The sequence below is a fragment of the Vibrio palustris genome (genome assembly GCF_024346995.1).
In the GTDB taxonomy this organism is placed as follows: domain Bacteria; phylum Pseudomonadota; class Gammaproteobacteria; order Enterobacterales; family Vibrionaceae; genus Vibrio; species Vibrio palustris.
The window spans coordinates 1,970,796-1,988,513 of sequence record NZ_AP024887.1 but is presented as its reverse complement, the minus strand read 5'-3'; the positions used below and the strand labels follow the sequence as shown (position 1 = coordinate 1,988,513).

General features: G+C 41.4%; 19 protein-coding genes. 8 read left to right on the top strand and 11 right to left on the bottom strand.

Features of this window, described 5'->3' with window-relative positions; all coding sequences use genetic code 11:
- Position 1: 1 nt before the first annotated feature.
- The 3 genes from trbL to OCU30_RS09285 are packed head-to-tail and all read left to right on the top strand — an operon-like array spanning position 2 to position 1,822.
- Positions 2 to 1,297, top strand: a complete 1,296-nt coding sequence (gene trbL / locus OCU30_RS09295) for a P-type conjugative transfer protein TrbL (protein WP_077311920.1) — start codon at positions 2 to 4, stop codon at positions 1,295 to 1,297.
- A gap of 52 nt (positions 1,298 to 1,349) precedes the next feature.
- Positions 1,350 to 1,547 carry a conjugal transfer protein TrbL gene (locus tag OCU30_RS09290; protein ID WP_205408780.1) on the top strand — a complete coding sequence of 66 codons (198 nt, stop codon included), beginning with the start codon at positions 1,350 to 1,352 and terminating at the stop codon, positions 1,545 to 1,547.
- Between the two features lie 20 nt (positions 1,548 to 1,567).
- On the top strand, positions 1,568 to 1,822 hold the full coding sequence (locus OCU30_RS09285) for a hypothetical protein (RefSeq protein WP_077311922.1): 255 nt from the start codon (positions 1,568 to 1,570) through the stop codon (positions 1,820 to 1,822).
- A gap of 104 nt (positions 1,823 to 1,926) precedes the next feature.
- Here OCU30_RS09285 and darG read toward each other — a convergent pair whose 3' ends face one another.
- The 9 genes from darG to OCU30_RS09240 form a co-directional block, all read right to left on the bottom strand.
- Positions 1,927 to 3,069 carry a type II toxin-antitoxin system antitoxin DNA ADP-ribosyl glycohydrolase DarG gene (gene darG, locus OCU30_RS09280; protein ID WP_077311924.1) on the bottom strand — a complete coding sequence of 381 codons (1,143 nt, stop codon included), beginning with the start codon at positions 3,067 to 3,069 and terminating at the stop codon, positions 1,927 to 1,929.
- A complete protein-coding gene (locus OCU30_RS09275; protein WP_077311926.1) occupies positions 3,069 to 4,406 on the bottom strand; it encodes a DarT ssDNA thymidine ADP-ribosyltransferase family protein in 1,338 nt (445 codons plus the stop codon). The genes darG and OCU30_RS09275 overlap by 1 nt, the downstream gene beginning before the upstream one ends.
- An 836-nt stretch (positions 4,407 to 5,242) precedes the next feature.
- Positions 5,243 to 5,971, bottom strand: a complete 729-nt coding sequence (locus OCU30_RS09270) for a hypothetical protein (RefSeq protein ID WP_077311930.1) — start codon at positions 5,969 to 5,971, stop codon at positions 5,243 to 5,245.
- Between the two features lie 4 nt (positions 5,972 to 5,975).
- The gene (locus tag OCU30_RS09265; protein WP_077311932.1) at positions 5,976 to 6,440 is read right to left on the bottom strand and encodes a Panacea domain-containing protein; all 465 of its coding nucleotides are present in this window, start codon (positions 6,438 to 6,440) and stop codon (positions 5,976 to 5,978) included.
- A gap of 854 nt (positions 6,441 to 7,294) precedes the next feature.
- A complete protein-coding gene (locus OCU30_RS09260; protein WP_077311934.1) occupies positions 7,295 to 7,705 on the bottom strand; it encodes a DUF2000 family protein in 411 nt (136 codons plus the stop codon).
- 15 nt (positions 7,706 to 7,720) lie between these two features.
- Entirely contained in the window at positions 7,721 to 8,317 is a 597-nt protein-coding gene (locus OCU30_RS09255) for a LysE family translocator (protein ID WP_077311936.1), read from the bottom strand.
- 34 nt (positions 8,318 to 8,351) lie between these two features.
- Positions 8,352 to 9,179: an AraC family transcriptional regulator gene (locus tag OCU30_RS09250; protein ID WP_077311938.1), complete on the bottom strand. Its 828-nt coding sequence runs from the start codon at positions 9,177 to 9,179 to the stop codon at positions 8,352 to 8,354.
- 753 nt (positions 9,180 to 9,932) lie between these two features.
- Positions 9,933 to 10,223, bottom strand: coding sequence for a DUF1330 domain-containing protein (locus OCU30_RS09245; protein ID WP_077311940.1), 291 nt, complete (start codon positions 10,221 to 10,223; stop codon positions 9,933 to 9,935).
- 67 nt (positions 10,224 to 10,290) lie between these two features.
- Positions 10,291 to 11,340: an aldo/keto reductase gene (locus OCU30_RS09240; RefSeq protein ID WP_077311942.1), complete on the bottom strand. Its 1,050-nt coding sequence runs from the start codon at positions 11,338 to 11,340 to the stop codon at positions 10,291 to 10,293.
- A gap of 204 nt (positions 11,341 to 11,544) precedes the next feature.
- Here OCU30_RS09240 and OCU30_RS09235 point away from each other — a divergent pair, with 204 nt between their 5' ends.
- The gene (locus tag OCU30_RS09235; RefSeq protein ID WP_077311945.1) at positions 11,545 to 12,450 is read left to right on the top strand and encodes a LysR family transcriptional regulator; all 906 of its coding nucleotides are present in this window, start codon (positions 11,545 to 11,547) and stop codon (positions 12,448 to 12,450) included.
- Between the two features lie 85 nt (positions 12,451 to 12,535).
- On the opposite strand, the gene OCU30_RS09230 is transcribed toward OCU30_RS09235, so the two are convergent.
- Positions 12,536 to 13,429, bottom strand: a complete 894-nt coding sequence (locus tag OCU30_RS09230; protein WP_205408766.1) for a LysR family transcriptional regulator — start codon at positions 13,427 to 13,429, stop codon at positions 12,536 to 12,538.
- Positions 13,430 to 13,545: 116 nt separating this feature from the next.
- Between OCU30_RS09230 and OCU30_RS09225 the strand changes: the two genes are divergently transcribed.
- The gene (locus tag OCU30_RS09225; RefSeq protein WP_077311950.1) at positions 13,546 to 14,418 is read left to right on the top strand and encodes an aldo/keto reductase family oxidoreductase; all 873 of its coding nucleotides are present in this window, start codon (positions 13,546 to 13,548) and stop codon (positions 14,416 to 14,418) included.
- Between the two features lie 361 nt (positions 14,419 to 14,779).
- Here the strand turns inward: OCU30_RS09225 and OCU30_RS09220 are convergent, their stop codons facing one another.
- Entirely contained in the window at positions 14,780 to 15,511 is a 732-nt protein-coding gene (locus tag OCU30_RS09220; RefSeq protein ID WP_077311953.1) for an AraC family transcriptional regulator, read from the bottom strand.
- A gap of 94 nt (positions 15,512 to 15,605) precedes the next feature.
- On the opposite strand from OCU30_RS09220, the gene OCU30_RS09215 reads away from it, so the two are divergent.
- From OCU30_RS09215 to OCU30_RS09205, 3 genes are all read left to right on the top strand, one after another.
- Entirely contained in the window at positions 15,606 to 15,998 is a 393-nt protein-coding gene (locus OCU30_RS09215; RefSeq protein ID WP_077311955.1) for a nuclear transport factor 2 family protein, read from the top strand.
- Positions 15,999 to 16,732: 734 nt separating this feature from the next.
- On the top strand, positions 16,733 to 17,221 hold the full coding sequence (locus tag OCU30_RS09210) for an MFS transporter (protein WP_159439087.1): 489 nt from the start codon (positions 16,733 to 16,735) through the stop codon (positions 17,219 to 17,221).
- A gap of 283 nt (positions 17,222 to 17,504) precedes the next feature.
- Positions 17,505 to 17,654, top strand: coding sequence for an MFS transporter (locus OCU30_RS09205; RefSeq protein ID WP_139343466.1), 150 nt, complete (start codon positions 17,505 to 17,507; stop codon positions 17,652 to 17,654).
- Positions 17,655 to 17,718 lie beyond the last annotated feature (64 nt).

Here is a 17,718-nt window from a genome sequence, read left to right as displayed (position 1 = left end):
CATGAGCAAGATATTCATTCGACTTGTGATGCTCCTGGCCGTTGTACTGACTTCGCAAACTGCGTCAGCGGCCATTGATCCTAATGGTGTCTTGGATGAAGTGGCCGTGCGTTTCATGACGGCCAGTGCTACTTGGGGCACGGTAATTACAAACTATGCCGCCTGGCTATTCTGGACGCTGGGAACTATATCCCTTGTTTGGACTGGTGGGACCTTAATCCTTAAACAAGCGGATATAAGGGAGTTTTTTGCCGAGTTCGTCCGCTTCATCCTGACGTTTGGTTTCTTTCTCTGGTTGCTCAGAAACGGCCCAGACTTTGCGACGTCAATCATCGACTCGTTGAGAATGATCGGTGCTCAAGCCGGTGGCCTTCCGAGAGATCTAACCCCGTCAGAGCCTATTAGTATTGCGTTCGACATTATTGTGAAAGCTGGTGAGTCCTACAGCATCACAAGCCCGATAGATAACTTGTCTATCTTCTTAATCACGTTGGCAATTTTGGCGTGTATGGCGGTAGTGGCGGCAAATGTGTTGTTGGCCTTGGTGACGGCTTGGATATTAGTCTATGCCGGTGTTTTCGTGCTGGGGTTTGGTGGTTCGCGTTGGACTTCAGATATAGCAATCAACTACTTCAAAAGCGTATTAGGCGTTGCTTTGAAGTTGATGACAATGACGTTGCTTATTGGCATTGCTATGTCGATCATGGACGGTTTCTATGCCGAACTATCCAATGATGCTCCCATGCGTGAATTGTTGGTGATCTTTGTCGTTTCATTGGTTCTCGTGATGCTCATTCACTCGGTTCCCAATGTGGTCGCTAGCCTGGTTCCTGGAGGCGGTACGGCGACGGGTGCTGGCAGTATCAGTGCCGGGGCGATGGCCGGAGCGGCTGTTGCCACTGGTGGTATGGCTGCCGGTGCCGCAATGGCTACCGCCGGCGGTGCGTCTGCTATTCAGGCTGCATTTGCAAAAGCGGGTGAGAATGTAGCGAATAATACTGACGTTATGTCGAGCTTGGGCGGTGCATTTAATAGCGGTGGTGATTCTGATGAGGCTGGCTCCTTCTCCCAAGCTTCCGGTCAATCTTCTAGCGGTGGCGAATCCTCTGGCGGCGGCTTTAAAGGTAGCGCTGTAAAAGCGGGGCGTATTGCAGCGGATACCGGTGCGAATTTGGTCAAGGGAATGGGGGATATGGCCGGGGATAGAATCAGTGGCACTAGCGGAGGCCGTTTAGCCAGCTCGATCCGAAACAGTACGAAAGATAACGGGGATGATGACGATAAGGAGGGCGACTGACGATACTTCCCCTGCATTTGACAACGATAGCTTAGGCGGCGGCACTGGCTGGATGAATCAAACCGGCGGCTTTGATGGCCTATCCAGTGAGGACCAGAAAGAAGCCCGCCAAGCACACGCAGAATGGCAAGAGCGCGACCCGGAAAAGCACACCTTCGACGTTGAGGATTACGTTTCGTATGCCCAGGAACGTGAACAGGAACGAAATAGTGAGATTGCCAGCTTTGTTAAAAAAGGCCGCATGGCCTAACTAGATAAGGATTACTGATTATGGAGTTTAGCTTTCCACCTCAAAACCTTGCGGAGGTATTTGGTTTCTTCGCAGTGATGTTCATTGTGATGCTGGCCTTTTATTTTTTGGGGCAGTGGCTGCACAGCACCGGACACGGCCCGAAGATGAAAGCCATTGCCGACAAAATGGAGGTATTCCAAAACAAGCTGGCAGGGCGTGCTTACAAGGACATGACGAGAACGGTCGATCAAATCGACAAAATGAGACGCTGGCTATTTGGCCGACGCAAGTAGTTAGAAAGCACACGGGCCGGTGATGGTTGACTGGCTCGCATTATGTCCATTACATACTTATCAGGTATGAATAGAATGTGAAGGATTCTACCCAACTGCCATGTTTATAAATCTACTGTCTTAAGATCTTCTATCGGAAAATCACCATCAACTAACTCTACTGGTTCGGAGTTTATACCGATAGCCGCATAATAATCTTCACCGTGAAGTGATTTGTAGTTAACGAAATATGAATGTATTTTATTTTCTAAAATAATATTTTTTTGTTTTTCAAGCCATTTAAGTCTGTCAGTTGTGAAGAAAACAAGCTTACAGATAAACATACGGCTTAGAACGGATGGAATATATTCTTTTTTATCGAATGTTGTAAAAGGGTTACCTATGGAAAGAACAGATATAGATTTATCTCCCCCTTTATCACGCATCCTCTCTGCGGAGTTATAAATTCCACTTGGCAAGAATACACCTGTTTTAACTCCTTTCTTCATAGCAATTGACGCCATTCTTTTATCAAATGCAGATCCGCCAAACAAAATGCTATAATTGTTTTTAACACAATAATTTATTAATTCATCTACGATAGACTTTTCTTCATCGTTAGGCTTTGTGCTAGAAATAACAGCAACATCAAACTCTGTAATTAAATCCCCAAGAACCCAGAGATCTTTTTCTGTATAACGTATTAATCCAGATGGATAATTATTTTCATCTTTAGCTACAGCGTATACACCTAGGTTCTCCAGTTCAAATATTTTCTTAGACGGAATTGATACTTTTTTACCAGCCTTCTTCGAAGATTCTGGTTCAAATACAAGAATTTTGTTTGACGTTTCTTTAAGGTATTTTGTGATTAGCTTCTTAACTCGTTCCCAATCTAGTCCCCCATGTCCACATCCAAGAGCAGGCAATGTTATTGTCAAGCCCTCTTTATTCTTTAAGTAATTGGAAAGCCAGATAAGTCCATCTTCAATATACTCATACTCAGAGGGCTTTCTCCAATGATTCTTTGTGGGGAAATTTATGATTTCAATCTGTTTCGAAAACATATCTCCTTGTTTCCATACGCAAGGTCTTCCGGGGGCTATTTCATTTGCCTTACATTGCCGTACATATTCTTTGAACATCTCAGGGTATTTATTCTTGAAAGCCAGTGCTACGCCAGCGCCCATAACGCCCACGCAATTGACCGTGTTAACCCTGATGTCAGCATCAAAATCAAAGAAATCACCTTTAACAAATTCTAGCATTAGCTATCACACTCTATTTTTTGAAGAGCTCTGTTTTTCAAGCATTCAATTGATTGATTATGGATCATCACCCAAGCCATATTGATTGAATTCATGTCTGCCTTAGCAATAGCAACAAGCATCTTTAGATCATTTTCATCTTTAATTATATCAACTAACTGCTTCTCATCGCGCCCTTTAGCAACTATATCTCCAATAAGATCGTCATAAGTTACTAAAATTACAATTTTCCTTATGTTGTCTTCGCTAAGCCCACCAATATCTTCAGTTAGGATTCGTTTTAACATTGGCAATGATTTAACCGCATGATCGTTATCAGCCTTAGTCATTCCGTCTTGTCCCCATCGAGACTTCGGCCCTTTCCCAATATCATGAAAATACGCTGCCAAACGAACAATCTCTTTGTCCTGATTAGATAAGTCATTGTATTCGGGAAACTGAGCAAGTCCATCTGCCACTTTTTTACTGTGTGTACCAACATCATCACTATGAGGCCCGTAACTAGCTCTTAATCCATCGATATCGTCAAGCTCTTTTATAGATGAAAAATCATATGCTATAGCATCTAGTGCGGCGCGTGCACTCCCATATTTCTTAGGGATATTAATGCTTTTACATATATCTGAAATCGTCTTTTCTACTTCATGCTTTAAAAATCTTGGACCTGTTACGATAGACTTTCTACCGCCTTCGTAAAAATTAATGTAGTAATGACCTTCATCATACTTGATTGTAGGGGGCTGAATGCTTTTGGCTTGAAATATTTTTTCAACCTCTTTCTTTATCCATTCATTCCAAACAACAATGTAAGACACTTCGGAAATTTGAACACCGTTAGGAACAAGTAGCTCTGCCATTTTTTGATGTCGATAATCATCAGTTGGACATCCCCATTTTTTGTCATCAATCGCATCCCAGTTTAAAGAATTCAGCATGTTTACTGAGAATACGTTGTAGAAGTTTGGCGGTGTATCTGTGTTTGCAGAAGCATCTGAGAACACGACGCCAGCAGTTTGCTCAATAATTTCGATAGGAATGGCAAAGTATATAAGTAAAGGTTGGTCTACATTCTTTTTATTAATAACACCGAGCTGCATGGAAGTTTTTTTGGAAAAATAAAAAGGAACGTAATCGTGAACAAAATTGCCTCCCGAACAGGGCACAGGCATAGTGCTTCTTCTGCCCTGGATAACTTGCTCTGCGATGTTTTCATGAGATATCCCGCGTTCATTCTTTAGGTTTGTACACAGCAGACCACTATCAATGATCGATTCTAGGTTGTCGACCAAAGTAAAATGATACGCATATCTTCCTCTTAATCCCTGTGGGATACTCATATTACCACTCCTTGGAATTCAATGTCCGTTGGAAATGTAACAGTGCTCCTAACTAACAGTACACATACTTTCCATAGATAAAACATAACGATAGTTGACGAAAATTTAATATGCTTAATACAAATGTCAAATTGGTATTAATCATCATGACACTTGCGTAAAAATACTCAACTTAACACATAATGGCTGACTGAAATGATAGGTATGTAGCATCATTACTACATTAAAGAATGGTCGAACAGCTACTTATCGATTTAAGTAACAAGAGCCAGTACAACTCACTCTGACTCGACATTGAGATACAGTTACTTGGTCGAGGATTTACTCGGCTTTAGGCCCGGAGTGTTTCCTGGAGTTTTTTTGTTGTCACGTCGACGTTGATCTGGCTTGCCGGTTGACTTGGCTATTGGTTTTGGTCCTGGTTTTAAATCCATGATTTAATAGTTTTTTAATGAGGTCACTCCCTCATTGTATAATCTTTGGTCAGTGTTGATAACTGTCAAGATGTGTATGAAAAATAATCTAACAACATCCGCAAGGTTTCTTGCTAGTAACTCATGTTTTGATGCACTATCTAAAACATATAGCAGCAAATTGGAGACACGAGGTGGATAGAATTACATCTGGCCCTCGAGTGCTTACGGCTGAAGAGAAACAAGAGCTTCGTCGTGATATGGCAGAATCCTCTGCTTGGGGCAGGGCTGAACTAAAACGTCGACGAGTAGCAAAAAATCAAAAAACTCTGAGTATGAAGTCCAAGAGTACTTTTTATTAAATCAAGGGTAAAGAAGCTTGAGAAATGAGGATAGGGATTTCAATGAACTTAGAGTGTAGAACTATTCATCATCAGATAGAAATAGAAGTCCTGCTTCAAATATTTCTTTCTCATCACGAGCCTTCTTTTCACTGATTAACTTTTCAGATTCTGCTTTTTCAGTGTCATCTAAAAAATGAATCACAACATTTGTATAAGCATTATCTATAGATAAGTTCGAAATTTCTTGGTGATAACCACAATCAGAGGAAGAGCAATAATTACCTCTTTTTAATGTATCAATAGAAAAGAGTAAGGCAGAGTAGTTGCATGATAAAGGGCTACAATGATCAACTTTATAGTTGTATCGTTTTGAAGGCTGAATATTATGTAGTGGATCTAGTAACAGTATATTGAATACACTGTTCTCGTCCCAGAACCCTACTACGCGCCCAAGTGCTTGTGAAACTTGGAACTGAACAATTGGGTATTCTGCTTCATTTTCTCTGTAATCTTTATCTAACCAGTCTAAATCCTCACGTTGAATAGGAATATTTGTCTGATTCCAATCGATATTATGATACCGCCAAGCATCGCGTTGTTCACCCGTTGATACGAAGCTTTTAACATCTTTGCCTGATAGGTCTTTTAGTTTCTCAATTAAAGAAACAAACCAAGATGGATTAGATTTATCTAGTCCAAAAAACTCGATTTGTTTCCAATATTGAAAAGAAAAGGTCCACTTTTTTTCACCAACATCTACCAAGACTGGTTTGTTGTTTGATGGAGTATGTTCTAATACGGGCTTCATTTAGTTAGGACAAACGGCTTTTGTAGTAATCTCTGATGATTGAATTGTCGAGATACTCTTCACAACGTTGGCTTGAACGATAACCTTGTCTTGCTTCTAGCCAAGGTTTTTCTCTATGTGTCATTTCTTCGAGCTGTGCTCCGGAGAACTTACCGTACGCCTCTAATATAGTGTCAATATGCGAGGAATATGCACTTACCGAGTCCATATTAAAGTCATCAGCACAATCGCTTAAATAAACCTCAGAATAAAGAGATTTAGAAGAAGAAAATCGGTCGTAGAGTTCTCGGCATACTGGCCCGTGAATCCACGCTTGAAAATCAGTATCTACCAGTTTTTTATCGTAGAAAGCCAAATGCCAAGCATCACAGTAGTAAGTCAGTTTTTGAAGCTTAAGGTTGTTAAGGCTTTCTCCACCTTCACTGAGCTTCGTGATGATGTAGTCAGCTAAGTCATTGATTTTTATCATAAAATAATCCTGCTAACTTTCCATAAAATTGAGGGACGCATTATACACAAAATGTTCAGCAGTTTGAACAGAAGATCGTCACTTATATAACACTACTAGCAATACATCAGATGTCTATTTAATTATACTCGAAAGGATCCACTACTCTCATTACTAGCATAAAAAATTAGATTTTTAATACAGTTATAGGGTCAATCACACTTTTCTAGTACTTATCAGAAACAAAGCTGATGCTGTGTAAAGGTAAATTATGGAAGCGCACAAATTGCAAGCGCGTTAGTGTTCAATATCTTAGGTATTTGTCTATACCTAATAAGTTAGGTATGCGCGAGATGTTACATCTACATAAGGAAAGAGTGAACCGATAGATCGTCGGTTGACACTAGACAGGTTGTAAACTTCGTTGTGAAATGAAGGACTTCTCCGTCTGGGCCGAAGCCGAACTAAAACGTCGATGAGACGCAAAAAATCAAAAAAATTCTGCGCATGGTATAGATGATGGTATCGAGAAAAGCCACCTTTCTAACTAGCTGTTATTTAGATTAATTTCCTTCTCGTTGATATTCGAGTGGGAATAGGGCTAGCGATTAAAGCCTTTAGCCAATGAATGAAATGCCAGTCAGTATTACTGACTGGCATTTTTATCGTTGCTGCTTATTAAAGCGATGAAGACCGTTTGGCCGACGCGCGTAATTAGAAAGCACACAGTTCTGTGATGATGCAATAGTCTGCATTTTCACTTACATCAAACTGATTATAGTGAGGCTGTGACTTTTTTGGACGACTTTTAGCCAGGCTTTTCTCTGACTCGTTATTTTAGATTTGTGCTATTAAAGGTGTAACCTAACTCAACTCTAATCGTGAAGCTTCGCACCCTTAACAACTTTGTCTACTAATTTTTTCTCTGCACACATAGCAATCCCGACTAAGGGTAAGCTTTCCGTTTCATAGTAACGAACGGTGCTTCGATTAGCTTCATCATGACCTGTTGCGAACATATCTTCGATAAATATTGCGGTTTCTATTTTTGCACGGTTAGCACGTTGGACAAAAGTTGATAACTTACTTCTTGTGACTTTAAGTACTATTGTCGGCTGGATACAAAGTGTCAAATATGTATTATCATTCCCATCCACATATTGCTTGCCAGTTTCTATCATTGATGTCGATGTGACTCCACCAGATAGAAAACTCACAACATTCAACTTCTTCCATACTGGTAAATCATCTGCTACCACGATGACAAATTTAGAATCAAACTGCATATTTCCTCCTACTAATCAGTACACTAAATCAATGACAGGCGGCAAACCTATCTTTAAACCAACAAACAGTAACAACACGGCCATGAGCTTATTCATTACAACTAAATACCTAGTCTCGTTTATCTTTTCGCCAATAAGACGTCCAGCGATGTAGTAAAGAGTAGGAGCGCCAAACGCAAGTAGTGCCAAAATAGCGCACCATACAAAGATATATCCGTCCGTAATACCTGCTGATGGAAACTGAACCGTTGCAATAGGCAATGCAACTGTAATACCTTTCGGATTAAGTAGCTGAAGCATCAAACCGTCTCTCAGGTTCACGCGTTGACTTGGTCTAAGTTCAACCTTACCTACTTGGCTAACGAATATTTTGTAGGCCAACCAAAGAATGTAGATAGCACCCAGTATTGCTGTCCATTGTAAGAAAACATCATTCATTAATGTTTCACCAATCAGCGAAACAGCACTGAATAATGCGAACATGGCAATCGAGACACCGATACTAAAGCCCAATATTGAGTTTTGTTTCTGTATGCCACTGTTTAAGCTAATAGTATTGACTGGCCCTGGGGTGTACATGACCCCTAGAGCATAAAGAATTATGTCCAGCATAGAGTTAATCTTTTGGTTGGTGCTTTAGTTTAAGCTAAAGCGAGAGTTGTTTTTGATATTGGATTGGCGTGATACCAAACGTATTCTTAAAGTTACGATTAAGGTGACTTAAATCTGAAAACCCATACTTAAATGCAATATCCGCAGCGCTATTACCTAGCTCTACCTCTCGTTTTACACGATTGATTTTATAGCTAAGTACATACTGGTGTGGCGTCATGCCAAACTGTTTGTTAAACAAACGAATGAAATGATATTTAGACATATTGGCAGCGCTTGAAATCTCTTCAATATCTAGTTTTCGATTAAGGTTAAAGTGAATAAACTCCTTTGCTTGTTCCAATAGTTTATCAGTTCGCCCATAAGCTACTTTATCGATAAAAGAGCCATCTCCAAGACGAACAATTGAATGAGCGATGCCGAGTAACAGGTGCTCTTCTTCTAGTGAAGAAAGTGGCTGCTTCAAGTTCATAGAGCGTGCAATTGACATAATCTGTTTTTGCAAAATCGCATCATGGAAGGATGATACTTTCAATCGAGACTGATCTTTAGATACATTGCCTATGCTTTGCATCAAACTCATTATTGTCGATTCAGGTATGTATAGCATTTCATACTCCATATCTTTTCCGCCTCCAGCATGCCCATCATGAACCTGTTCTGGATTAAAAAAGATCACGTTTCCTGCCTGACTTTTATGAAAAGATCCATTACTAAAAAAATCCTGACGGCCACGGCATGTCACACCGATACTGAATTCTTCATGGGCATGTTTACCGTAGCTAAAGTCTTTGATCTTTGCCGAAAATGAACACAATTCTTTAGTGTGTGCACTTTTTTGATATCTAAATTGTTCTTGCATGTTTACAGACTCAATCTATTTAGTGGAAACATAATGAAAGTATAGGGAGCAAGTGATAGGGAAGATAGAACAAAATTGCTGAATGCATAACAGTTACTTTTTCTTACCTAGAAAATTTTGGAGCAAAAATGTGTTTTGGGTTTTAGCAACAAGAGTCGCACCCCTTACTCTGACTCGATATTTGCGACACTCAGGCAGAAGTAAGGCGTGGTAATACAGTCACTGCGGACTTTATGGTATGCGTGAAGTAGTTAAGCTAGTCGCTTGTTGATTTAGGGTTATTGTCGGTCGGCGATGATAATCGCTATTTTGGTAATAGCGGGTCAGGTTACTTTCTTTGCCCAACGATATATGGGTATGCTGCTCAAACTCGCTTTAAATGATGAGCCAATTATTGGATGAGATATTGAGCCTTTGCAGAATTGGCATCAGTGATGCGTCAATATGGCCGCACTGATCATCATGAAGTATTTGCCCGGTTAAATCGACGAGTTTAATGTACGGATACTATGGGTGTTCTGCTCGTGTTTCCTTCTCATTGATATTTGTGTGAGGAGTAGGGCCGGTTGTAAATAACTAACCTGTTTAGAGAACAAATGAAAGGCCAGTCATTAATATTGATTGGCCTTTTCTATCTACTATTATCGATAGGTTACGAGTTTGTATTTTTGGCTCCAGAGTATGCTGAAGTTTTCGCTGTGTTTATATCCAAATCAAAGGATTGAACGTTATATCGCGAATGGTCTGACGGCCTTATTCGACCCCTTCAACAAGAACAAACGTGCCAGTAGCCGCCTGGGCACGTAACTTTTTCGCGGCCTGATAGCTGTCACTGTAATAAAAGCGTTTAGCCTCGGTAAAAGAGGAAAATTCAAAAATCATATGCTCTTGGTGAGCTTCTCCTTCGAGATTTTCATATTGCCCAGTCCAAGCCACAATTTTGGGGTTGAATGGTTTAACTGCGGCTTCAGCCGCTTTGCCGTACTCCGCATATAAATCAGCATTAGTGACGGTAAGGTGTGCGATAAGGTAGCCTTTAGACATGGTATTACTCCTAACTGTTTTCAGTGTTGATAATTATAAAAAGCGACGTAAGCTAATATTTTCTAGATTAAACTTGGAGCTCTGATGATGGCGGTTGACGGTACTCATTTTGCTGGGCAATCATCCAGCCGGGGTAGTAAGGTGGTAGGGCACTGACGTTATCAAGACGCGCTAACTCGTCGGTACTTAATACAACGTCACAAGCTCCGAGATTATCTTCAAGTTGCTCCATACGTTTCACTCCGGTAATCACGCTAGTGACTGCCGGACGGCTTAATAGCCAAGCTAACGCAATACGACTCACCGACACCTCTTTAGCCTGAGCAATGGAGCGCATCTCTTTAACACATCGCCAAGCTCTGTCTAACTCTACCGGTGGAAAATTGAAGTTGTTGCGTCTCGCTCCTTCTTCTGAGGGGGCTCCGGGACCGAATTTTCCAGACAATAAACCGCCCGCCAGTGGCGACCATACGAGTAAGCCCAATTTCTCTTCACTCACCAGAGGCATCAACTCACGTTCAAGATCACGTCCGGCAATAGAGTAATAAGCCTGCAGAGTCTGAATTTGGTTGATATGTAGTGCTTGGCTTAAGCCCAAAGCTTTACCGATACGACCTGCATTCCAGTTTGAAACCCCGACATAGCGCACCAAACCCTGATGGATTAGATCATCTAATGCCCGCAGTGTCTCTTCTATCGGTGTGATCGGATCACTGGCATGAATTTGGTAGAGATCGATATGATCCAGTTGCAACCGTTCCAAACTGCGTTGAACTGAGTCCATAATATGGCCTCGTGACGCGCCGTTCTGATTGGGCTTTGGCCCCATCAGCCCACCGGTTTTTGTTGCAAGAATAACTTCATCGCGGGATATGCCGAGTTCTTTCAGTGCTTGTCCAACCACCCGTTCTGACTCACCGTGAGAATAAATATCCGCGGTATCGATAAAATTAATACCGGCATCGACAGCACGTCCAATCAAGGCAGTTGCTTCATTTTGTTTTACGCCGCCAATATTTGACCACTTACCAGCATCATCATTGCCCCCTAAAGTCATGGTGCCAAGGCAAAGCTCGGAAACATAAAGGCCGGTTTGGCCGAGTTGGTTGTACTTCATACTCACTCCTCTCGCTAAAAATGCCAAAATTACGAAATTGCAGGGTGATGAATCACGATGCGCTTAATAGGAATATTGTGTTTTTTCATGGCTGTGTGTCTTAGTGAAAATTATCGATAGACGACAGATGAAGCTAGATTATTGGTTTAATTAAGGTAGATAAAGTAGTATAAAAATAACTAACTGTTATGGATTTTGGTAACAATGAAGAATCTCACTGTTTTAACTATTTTTTGTCGAGTGGCAGAAATGGCCAGTTTTACTCGCGCCGCGGAAGCACTGGGTATTCCTAAAGGGCGGGCCTCCGTATCCGTTCGCGATTTAGAAAAAGAATTGGGGATTGCATTATTTCATCGCACCACGCGTAGCGTTCAACTGACAGAGGATGGTCAAGCATTTTATAAGCGTGCAGCCGATCTTCTAGTTGAAGCGCAAGAGTTGGAAATGATGTTTGTTGCCAAAGAAGCCTCTTTGGTGGGGAAATTAAGAGTCGATATGTCAACCGAAATGGCTCGAAGTGTCGTGATCCCTGCTCTTCCTCAGTTACTTTCTACGCACCCAGAACTTGAATTGGAGCTTTCCAGTACGGACCGACGAGTCGATCTAGCGCGTGAAGGCTTCGACTGTGCTATTCGTTTTGGCCCTATTGTGGATGAAACGTTAGTGGCGCTACCATTGGGCCGACTGCGGATGATTAATGTTGCCAGTCCTGATTATTTGCGCCGTCATGGCATCCCCCATACACTAAATGACCTCATAACTCATGGGCATAAAATGGTTCATTACAGCCCAACTCTGGGTGGTGAAAAAGATGGTTGGGAATATCCTGATAAGGACGGTTATAAATCGCTTATGTTGCCGGGGGCAGTACAGGTAAACAATGTGCAAGCTTATCATGAATGCGGATTGGCTGGGGTTGGGCTTATTCAGGCAGGGCAACCCGCTCTTAATGGTCATATAGAAAATGGGAGGCTGGTGGAGGTCTTACCAAATCTACGCCCTGAGCCACTTATTGCATCCTTAGTCGTTACTCATCGGCGTAATCTATCAAAACGAGTTCGGTGTTTTAAACAGTGGCTAGAAGAGATATTAGAACCGTATCTTGTTTAGGGGGTGTTACTTTCTTTTTATTGGTTAGAAAACCAGTTTCGTTCATTTTAACCTTCACGTTTGAGGTGAGTAGGCAGACGTATTATTAATTTATATCCCTACTTTTTACAAAATCAATAAATGTTCGTAAGGGAGTTGGCACCAATCTTCGACCAGAATAATACAAATACGGCCCGCTAAAAGACAACCACCAATTTTCAAGAATAGGTTCAAGTTGCCCTGAATCAAAATAGGGTTGTAACCATTCCTCAAACAAATAAACAACACCGGTGCCAGCAACCGCAGCATCAACAGAAAGATCGACAGCGCTACCTATATTAACCACTAAAGGACCTGAAACGTTGACCTCTATAATTTTATTATCGTTCTCAAATTCCCAAGTATTGGCTACCCCCGAACGAAATCGCCCCGTTAAACAAGGATACTTTAATAAGTCGCGAGGGTGAGTTGGTCGACCTAATTTATCTAACAATTTAGGTGCAGCGGCTAACGCATATCTTTGTCGGCGTGGGCCAATAGGAATAGCGACCATATCCTGTTCCAGTCGCTCGTCATAACGAATACCAGCATCAAAACCTGCATCAATAATATTGATAACATTACTTTCCGCCGTCACTTCAAGTTCAATATCAGGGTAGGCTTCCAAAAATGCAGGGACAATGGCTGGCAGTATTAATTTTACAGCACTAACAGGTACGTTAAGACGAAGTTTACCCGCGGGTTTATCACGATATAGATTGACCATATCTAACGCCGAATCAAATTCACTCATAATAGGATTCATACGTTCTAACAAAACCATACCTACTTCCGTAAGGACAACACTGCGAGTATTACGATGAAACAATCGCACTCCCAATTCCTCTTCTAAGCGTCGTATGGCATCACTTAAACGTGAAGCACTCATATTTTCTACTCTTGCCGCCTCACGAAAACCGCCGGCTTTGGCAACAGCAACAAATGCCGCGATATCATTCATAGGTGACTTCATTGTTCTAAATCTCGCACAATATGTCCTAATTAAATGGATTGTCGCACAAATTAATCAGACCTAGAATAGATTATCTACTCAACATTTCACATAGGAAAATCACCATGGTTAACATTCAACAGGCTGGCACATTTAAGCTCGGTAATAAAACAATCAACCGAATGGGTTACGGTGCTATGCAGTTGGCTGGCTCCGGCGTTTTCGGTCCACCTAAAGATAAAAAAGAAGCTATTGCTGTCCTTCAAGCCGCAATAGAAAGTGGTGTTAACCATATCGATACCTCTGATTTTTACGGCCCACATATTACGAACCAAATTATTCGTGAGGCGTTACACCCTTATAGTAAAGAACTGGCATTGGTGACTAAGGTTGGTGCTCGTCGCAATGAGAAAGGCGAATGGTTGCCCGCTTTTTCAAAGCCTGAACTTATTCAAGCCGTACATGATAATCTAACCAACCTTGGCATAGAACAAATCGAGGTAGTCAATCTGCGAGCTATGTTTGATGCTCATGGCCCAGCCGAAGGCTCTATTGCAGAACCATTATCCGTACTGGCCGAGTTACAAAAAGAAGGTCTGATACATCATTTAGGTGTCAGTAATGTTACTGCAAATCAAATTGAAGAAGCACGCAGTATCGCGCCAATTGTTTGTGTACAGAACCAATACAATCTAGTGCATAGAAGAGACGATGCACTTATTGATCTGCTAGCAAAAGAAGGCATTGCCTATATACCTTTCTTTCCACTTGGCGGCTTTACACCATTACAATCATCCATTCTAGAAGAAGTTGCGGTATCGCTAAACGCCACAGTAATGCAAGTCGCTTTGGCTTGGTTGCTTCAGCGTTCAGCTAATATTCTATTAATACCAGGAACATCTTCAACTAACCATTTACAACAGAATTTAGCCGCAGCGGAGTTGATTTTACCGAGTGAGGCCATTGCCAAATTAAATAAAATTGCTGTTAATATCTAAAAAATCTGAATTTTGGTATAGCGTGATTTTTTCATAGCGAGTTCTCCCTGATTCACTCAGTGTATGCAGAAGAATTCCACAATAGTATGCCACTATGTTAGGGGATGATTACAAATGAATGAAATGCCAGTCAGTAATACTGACTGGCATTTTTTATGTATGTTTACTTTCTTAAAACCTTGCGGAAATATTGGGGTTCTTTGCAGTGATATTCATTGTGATGCTAGCCGTCTATTTTTTAGGAGAGTGGCGGCACAACACCGGATACTAACCTGTGATGCAGCATCGTTCTGAATCCATTGCATATTATAGGTGTACTGTTATAACTGTGTTTCGGTGTTAATTTAAACATCAGTACCTATTAATGGTAAGTGCTGTCGAGTTCTTTAAACTGTCCCGGTGTTTTACCAAAGCGTTCCCGGAATATCTCAATGTAAGAGCTGACATTGCTATAGCCGCTCAGATAGGCCACTTCGTTTACGGGTAATCCGGCAAAAATCCATTGAAGTGAAGAAAGGATTTTTGCCTGCTGACGCCATCGACTAAAGGTTAGCCCTGTTTCCTGATGAAACAAACGGCTAAGATTTCTGACACTTATTCCCCATTGATGAGCCAGCTGTGTCTGATCCAGTGCGCATCTGGGGTTTTTTAATAATTCGTTCGCCACGTTTCTTGCCCGACGATCTTCTGGAAGTTTGAGTTTAAGTGGTAATTCACAAAGTTGGTGCAGCTCGTAGGTTAATACTTTCAGAAGTGAATTTATGTAATCAACAGATCTGCTCAGGAAAAGGCGCTCAAGTAGCGCCAGGATAAAAATATCCCTGCCATAAACCCCTGAAAGACGGGGTAAATGGATACCTGATGATTGTTCAAGGTAAATACATTTTCCACTTACGGTCCCTGTACTCCGAGCTCTGTGGTACTGATTCGCTGGAAACCACCCTACCGTTCCGGGAGTGATAATCCATTGACTCACTTCCGTTTCAATTATCATCTGTCCTTTATCGAACCAAAATAACTGCCCTGATTCATGCTTGTGCCATTGTGTTGAATGCGCCACATCATGTTCAATTCGAGTTGTTTTTATCTGCATGGCCGATTAGCCGTATATATTGTCTTGATGCCGATATTATACCAGTCAAGTACTGAAGTAAACTTCCTGTCATTAATCATAAAGGTGAATTAACATGCAAAATATTAAGCAGACAGTTATTGCGGCACTACAGGTGCTTATCATGGATCCGTTGCATGATGAGAGTAAAATTGAAGCGTTCTTTGCTCCTGACTATCAACAGCGCGTGGATGGTAAGCAACTGGACTACCGTGGGTTTATCAGACATATGGAGACCCTCAAATTGCATACAAAACGGATGAGTATTTCTATTAAAAGTGTTGTGGCTGAAAATGATACGGTGTTCACTCATCACTATGTGAATGTAGAAAAAAATCAGGGAGAGAAAAGCCAATTTGAAGTTTTTGCTCGCTTTACTCTCTCATCTGGAAAAATTATCTGTTGTGAAGAGCTAACAAGAATGATTAATGGGTTACTCGGGGACAGCGATCTGGGGAGCAGAAGTTAGTTTTTATTCAGTCTATAGTAAGTGGCCTGGAATAAAGCAGTTTTATCCTTCACTTCTTTATAGGAATATCTTTGCCGAGTTTACATCCAAGCGGCGGCTTTCGACATGTAAGGCTCCCGGCCAAATCTGTCATCAGAGGACATAGCTGCCGTTCGCCCCTTATTGTGCGTTAGTGCACTCAGCTTCGGCCACTGCTGCATCATTAAAATGATCATTTTGTCCATTGAAATTTCATGCTGAGCCTATTTTCAAGAAAACGAACTACTATTCCCTTTTTATAGCAGGTGTCAACAATATGGACCATAACTGCGATATCACACCTGAGTGCTCTATTTTGGTACAGATCATAATATTGTTTCCGATATTCTCATTTCAATGACGAGCGTGCTCTCTCATTTATTAACCTGAGACGAATCCTCTGGCGGTGCTTTGAAAGGTAGCATTTTAAAAGCAGGGCGTATTGCAGCGTATACCCCGGTGCGAATTTGATGAAGGGAATGGGTGATATGAACAGGGATGGAATCAGCGCCACTACCGGAAGGCGTCTAGAATAAACAAGACATCCACATTATAAATGAACCATATTTTCGCTGTTCTCGCACTGTTCATTGCGATCTGATGCTTGAATTTGCGAGTAGTTCTAGAGTTTGTAAGGGAAATACGCTGTTTTACTCGATATTTGCGTCTTTTAGGCAGAATAGATACGTGGCAATGCTGCTTTTACGTATGTAGAGGTGCTACTTTCTTCAGTGCTTGCCTTGCCAAACAGTTGGATCGCTATATGTCTACTGACATTTGGTGTTGCTGGTGTAGTCGGGAATTTCATGTGCGCAATGTATATAGACAAACACTTAAAGAGAGTCCTTGGCGCAGGGCTTCTACTTATTTCGTTGTGTTTGACATTAATTAGCCTCGCGACGTTTAACAGTAAAGTCGTTACATTGTTGCTCGTATCGGGATGGGGGCTTGGGGTTGCGATACTATTCGTTGGTCTTCAAACATGGATCATCCGATTAGCCAAAGACGATGCATTACCAGCTTCCGCTATTTATGCTGCTATTTTCAATGGTGCTGTTGGTATGGGGGCGGTATTAGGCGCTGGAATTTTAGAGCATTGGAATATTAGTACGCTTTATTTATCTGCTTCATTAATTACGTTGCTAAGTCTTGCTTTGGTGGTTGGTAGTCGTAAAGGAGCCACGGAACAAGCTACTATGGTATAAGTTTGGAATGTTATGAAATACGTCGACTATCAGCAAAAAATCAAAAATTATATGCATGGTGTGGATGATGGTATCGAAAAAGTTAGAATTTCTAACTAGCAGTTACTTCGATGTATTTTTTGCACGTTGATATTCGAGTGGGAATAGGGCTGGCTATCAATAGCGATTAAAGCCTTAAGCTAATAAAAAATGCCAGTCAGTATTACTGACTGGCATTTTTTATGTATGTTTACTTTCTTAAAACCTTGCGGAAATATTGGAGTTCTTTGCAGTGATATTCATTATGATACTGGGTTGTAGCCTGATGGGCGTTGGTATGGGGCTGATCATGCCTAATTTTATGGTCAAAGGTATGAAGTGGGTGCCCAGCGCGAAACGGGGATTTGCTTCGGGCGTATTAACCAGCAGTATTTTTATTGGGCAGTTTGTCTAACCGTTTATTACCTCATTTCTCATAGCTAGGTTGGATTACAGCCAATTTTATTTATTAGAGATGG

What these genes read in the sequence shown, in the direction of transcription:
- OCU30_RS09215 (WP_077311955.1), top strand. Translation starts at nt 15,606, where the DNA reads ATGCAAAATATTAAGCAGACAGTTATTGCGGCACTACAGGTGCTTATC.
- OCU30_RS09235 (WP_077311945.1), top strand. Translation starts at nt 11,545, where the DNA reads ATGAAGAATCTCACTGTTTTAACTATTTTTTGTCGAGTGGCAGAAATG.
- OCU30_RS09220 (WP_077311953.1), bottom strand. Translation starts at nt 15,511, where the DNA reads ATGCAGATAAAAACAACTCGAATTGAACATGATGTGGCGCATTCAACA.
- darG (WP_077311924.1), bottom strand. Translation starts at nt 3,069, where the DNA reads ATGCTAGAATTTGTTAAAGGTGATTTCTTTGATTTTGATGCTGACATC.
- trbL (WP_077311920.1), top strand. Translation starts at nt 2, where the DNA reads ATGAGCAAGATATTCATTCGACTTGTGATGCTCCTGGCCGTTGTACTG.
- OCU30_RS09265 (WP_077311932.1), bottom strand. Translation starts at nt 6,440, where the DNA reads ATGATAAAAATCAATGACTTAGCTGACTACATCATCACGAAGCTCAGT.
- OCU30_RS09250 (WP_077311938.1), bottom strand. Translation starts at nt 9,179, where the DNA reads ATGCAAGAACAATTTAGATATCAAAAAAGTGCACACACTAAAGAATTG.
- OCU30_RS09240 (WP_077311942.1), bottom strand. Translation starts at nt 11,340, where the DNA reads ATGAAGTACAACCAACTCGGCCAAACCGGCCTTTATGTTTCCGAGCTT.
- OCU30_RS09275 (WP_077311926.1), bottom strand. Translation starts at nt 4,406, where the DNA reads ATGAGTATCCCACAGGGATTAAGAGGAAGATATGCGTATCATTTTACT.
- OCU30_RS09270 (WP_077311930.1), bottom strand. Translation starts at nt 5,971, where the DNA reads ATGAAGCCCGTATTAGAACATACTCCATCAAACAACAAACCAGTCTTG.
- OCU30_RS09230 (WP_205408766.1), bottom strand. Translation starts at nt 13,429, where the DNA reads ATGAATGATATCGCGGCATTTGTTGCTGTTGCCAAAGCCGGCGGTTTT.
- OCU30_RS09255 (WP_077311936.1), bottom strand. Translation starts at nt 8,317, where the DNA reads ATGCTGGACATAATTCTTTATGCTCTAGGGGTCATGTACACCCCAGGG.
- OCU30_RS09205 (WP_139343466.1), top strand. Translation starts at nt 17,505, where the DNA reads ATGATACTGGGTTGTAGCCTGATGGGCGTTGGTATGGGGCTGATCATG.
- OCU30_RS09245 (WP_077311940.1), bottom strand. Translation starts at nt 10,223, where the DNA reads ATGTCTAAAGGCTACCTTATCGCACACCTTACCGTCACTAATGCTGAT.
- OCU30_RS09225 (WP_077311950.1), top strand. Translation starts at nt 13,546, where the DNA reads ATGGTTAACATTCAACAGGCTGGCACATTTAAGCTCGGTAATAAAACA.
- OCU30_RS09260 (WP_077311934.1), bottom strand. Translation starts at nt 7,705, where the DNA reads ATGCAGTTTGATTCTAAATTTGTCATCGTGGTAGCAGATGATTTACCA.
- OCU30_RS09290 (WP_205408780.1), top strand. Translation starts at nt 1,350, where the DNA reads ATGAATCAAACCGGCGGCTTTGATGGCCTATCCAGTGAGGACCAGAAA.
- OCU30_RS09285 (WP_077311922.1), top strand. Translation starts at nt 1,568, where the DNA reads ATGGAGTTTAGCTTTCCACCTCAAAACCTTGCGGAGGTATTTGGTTTC.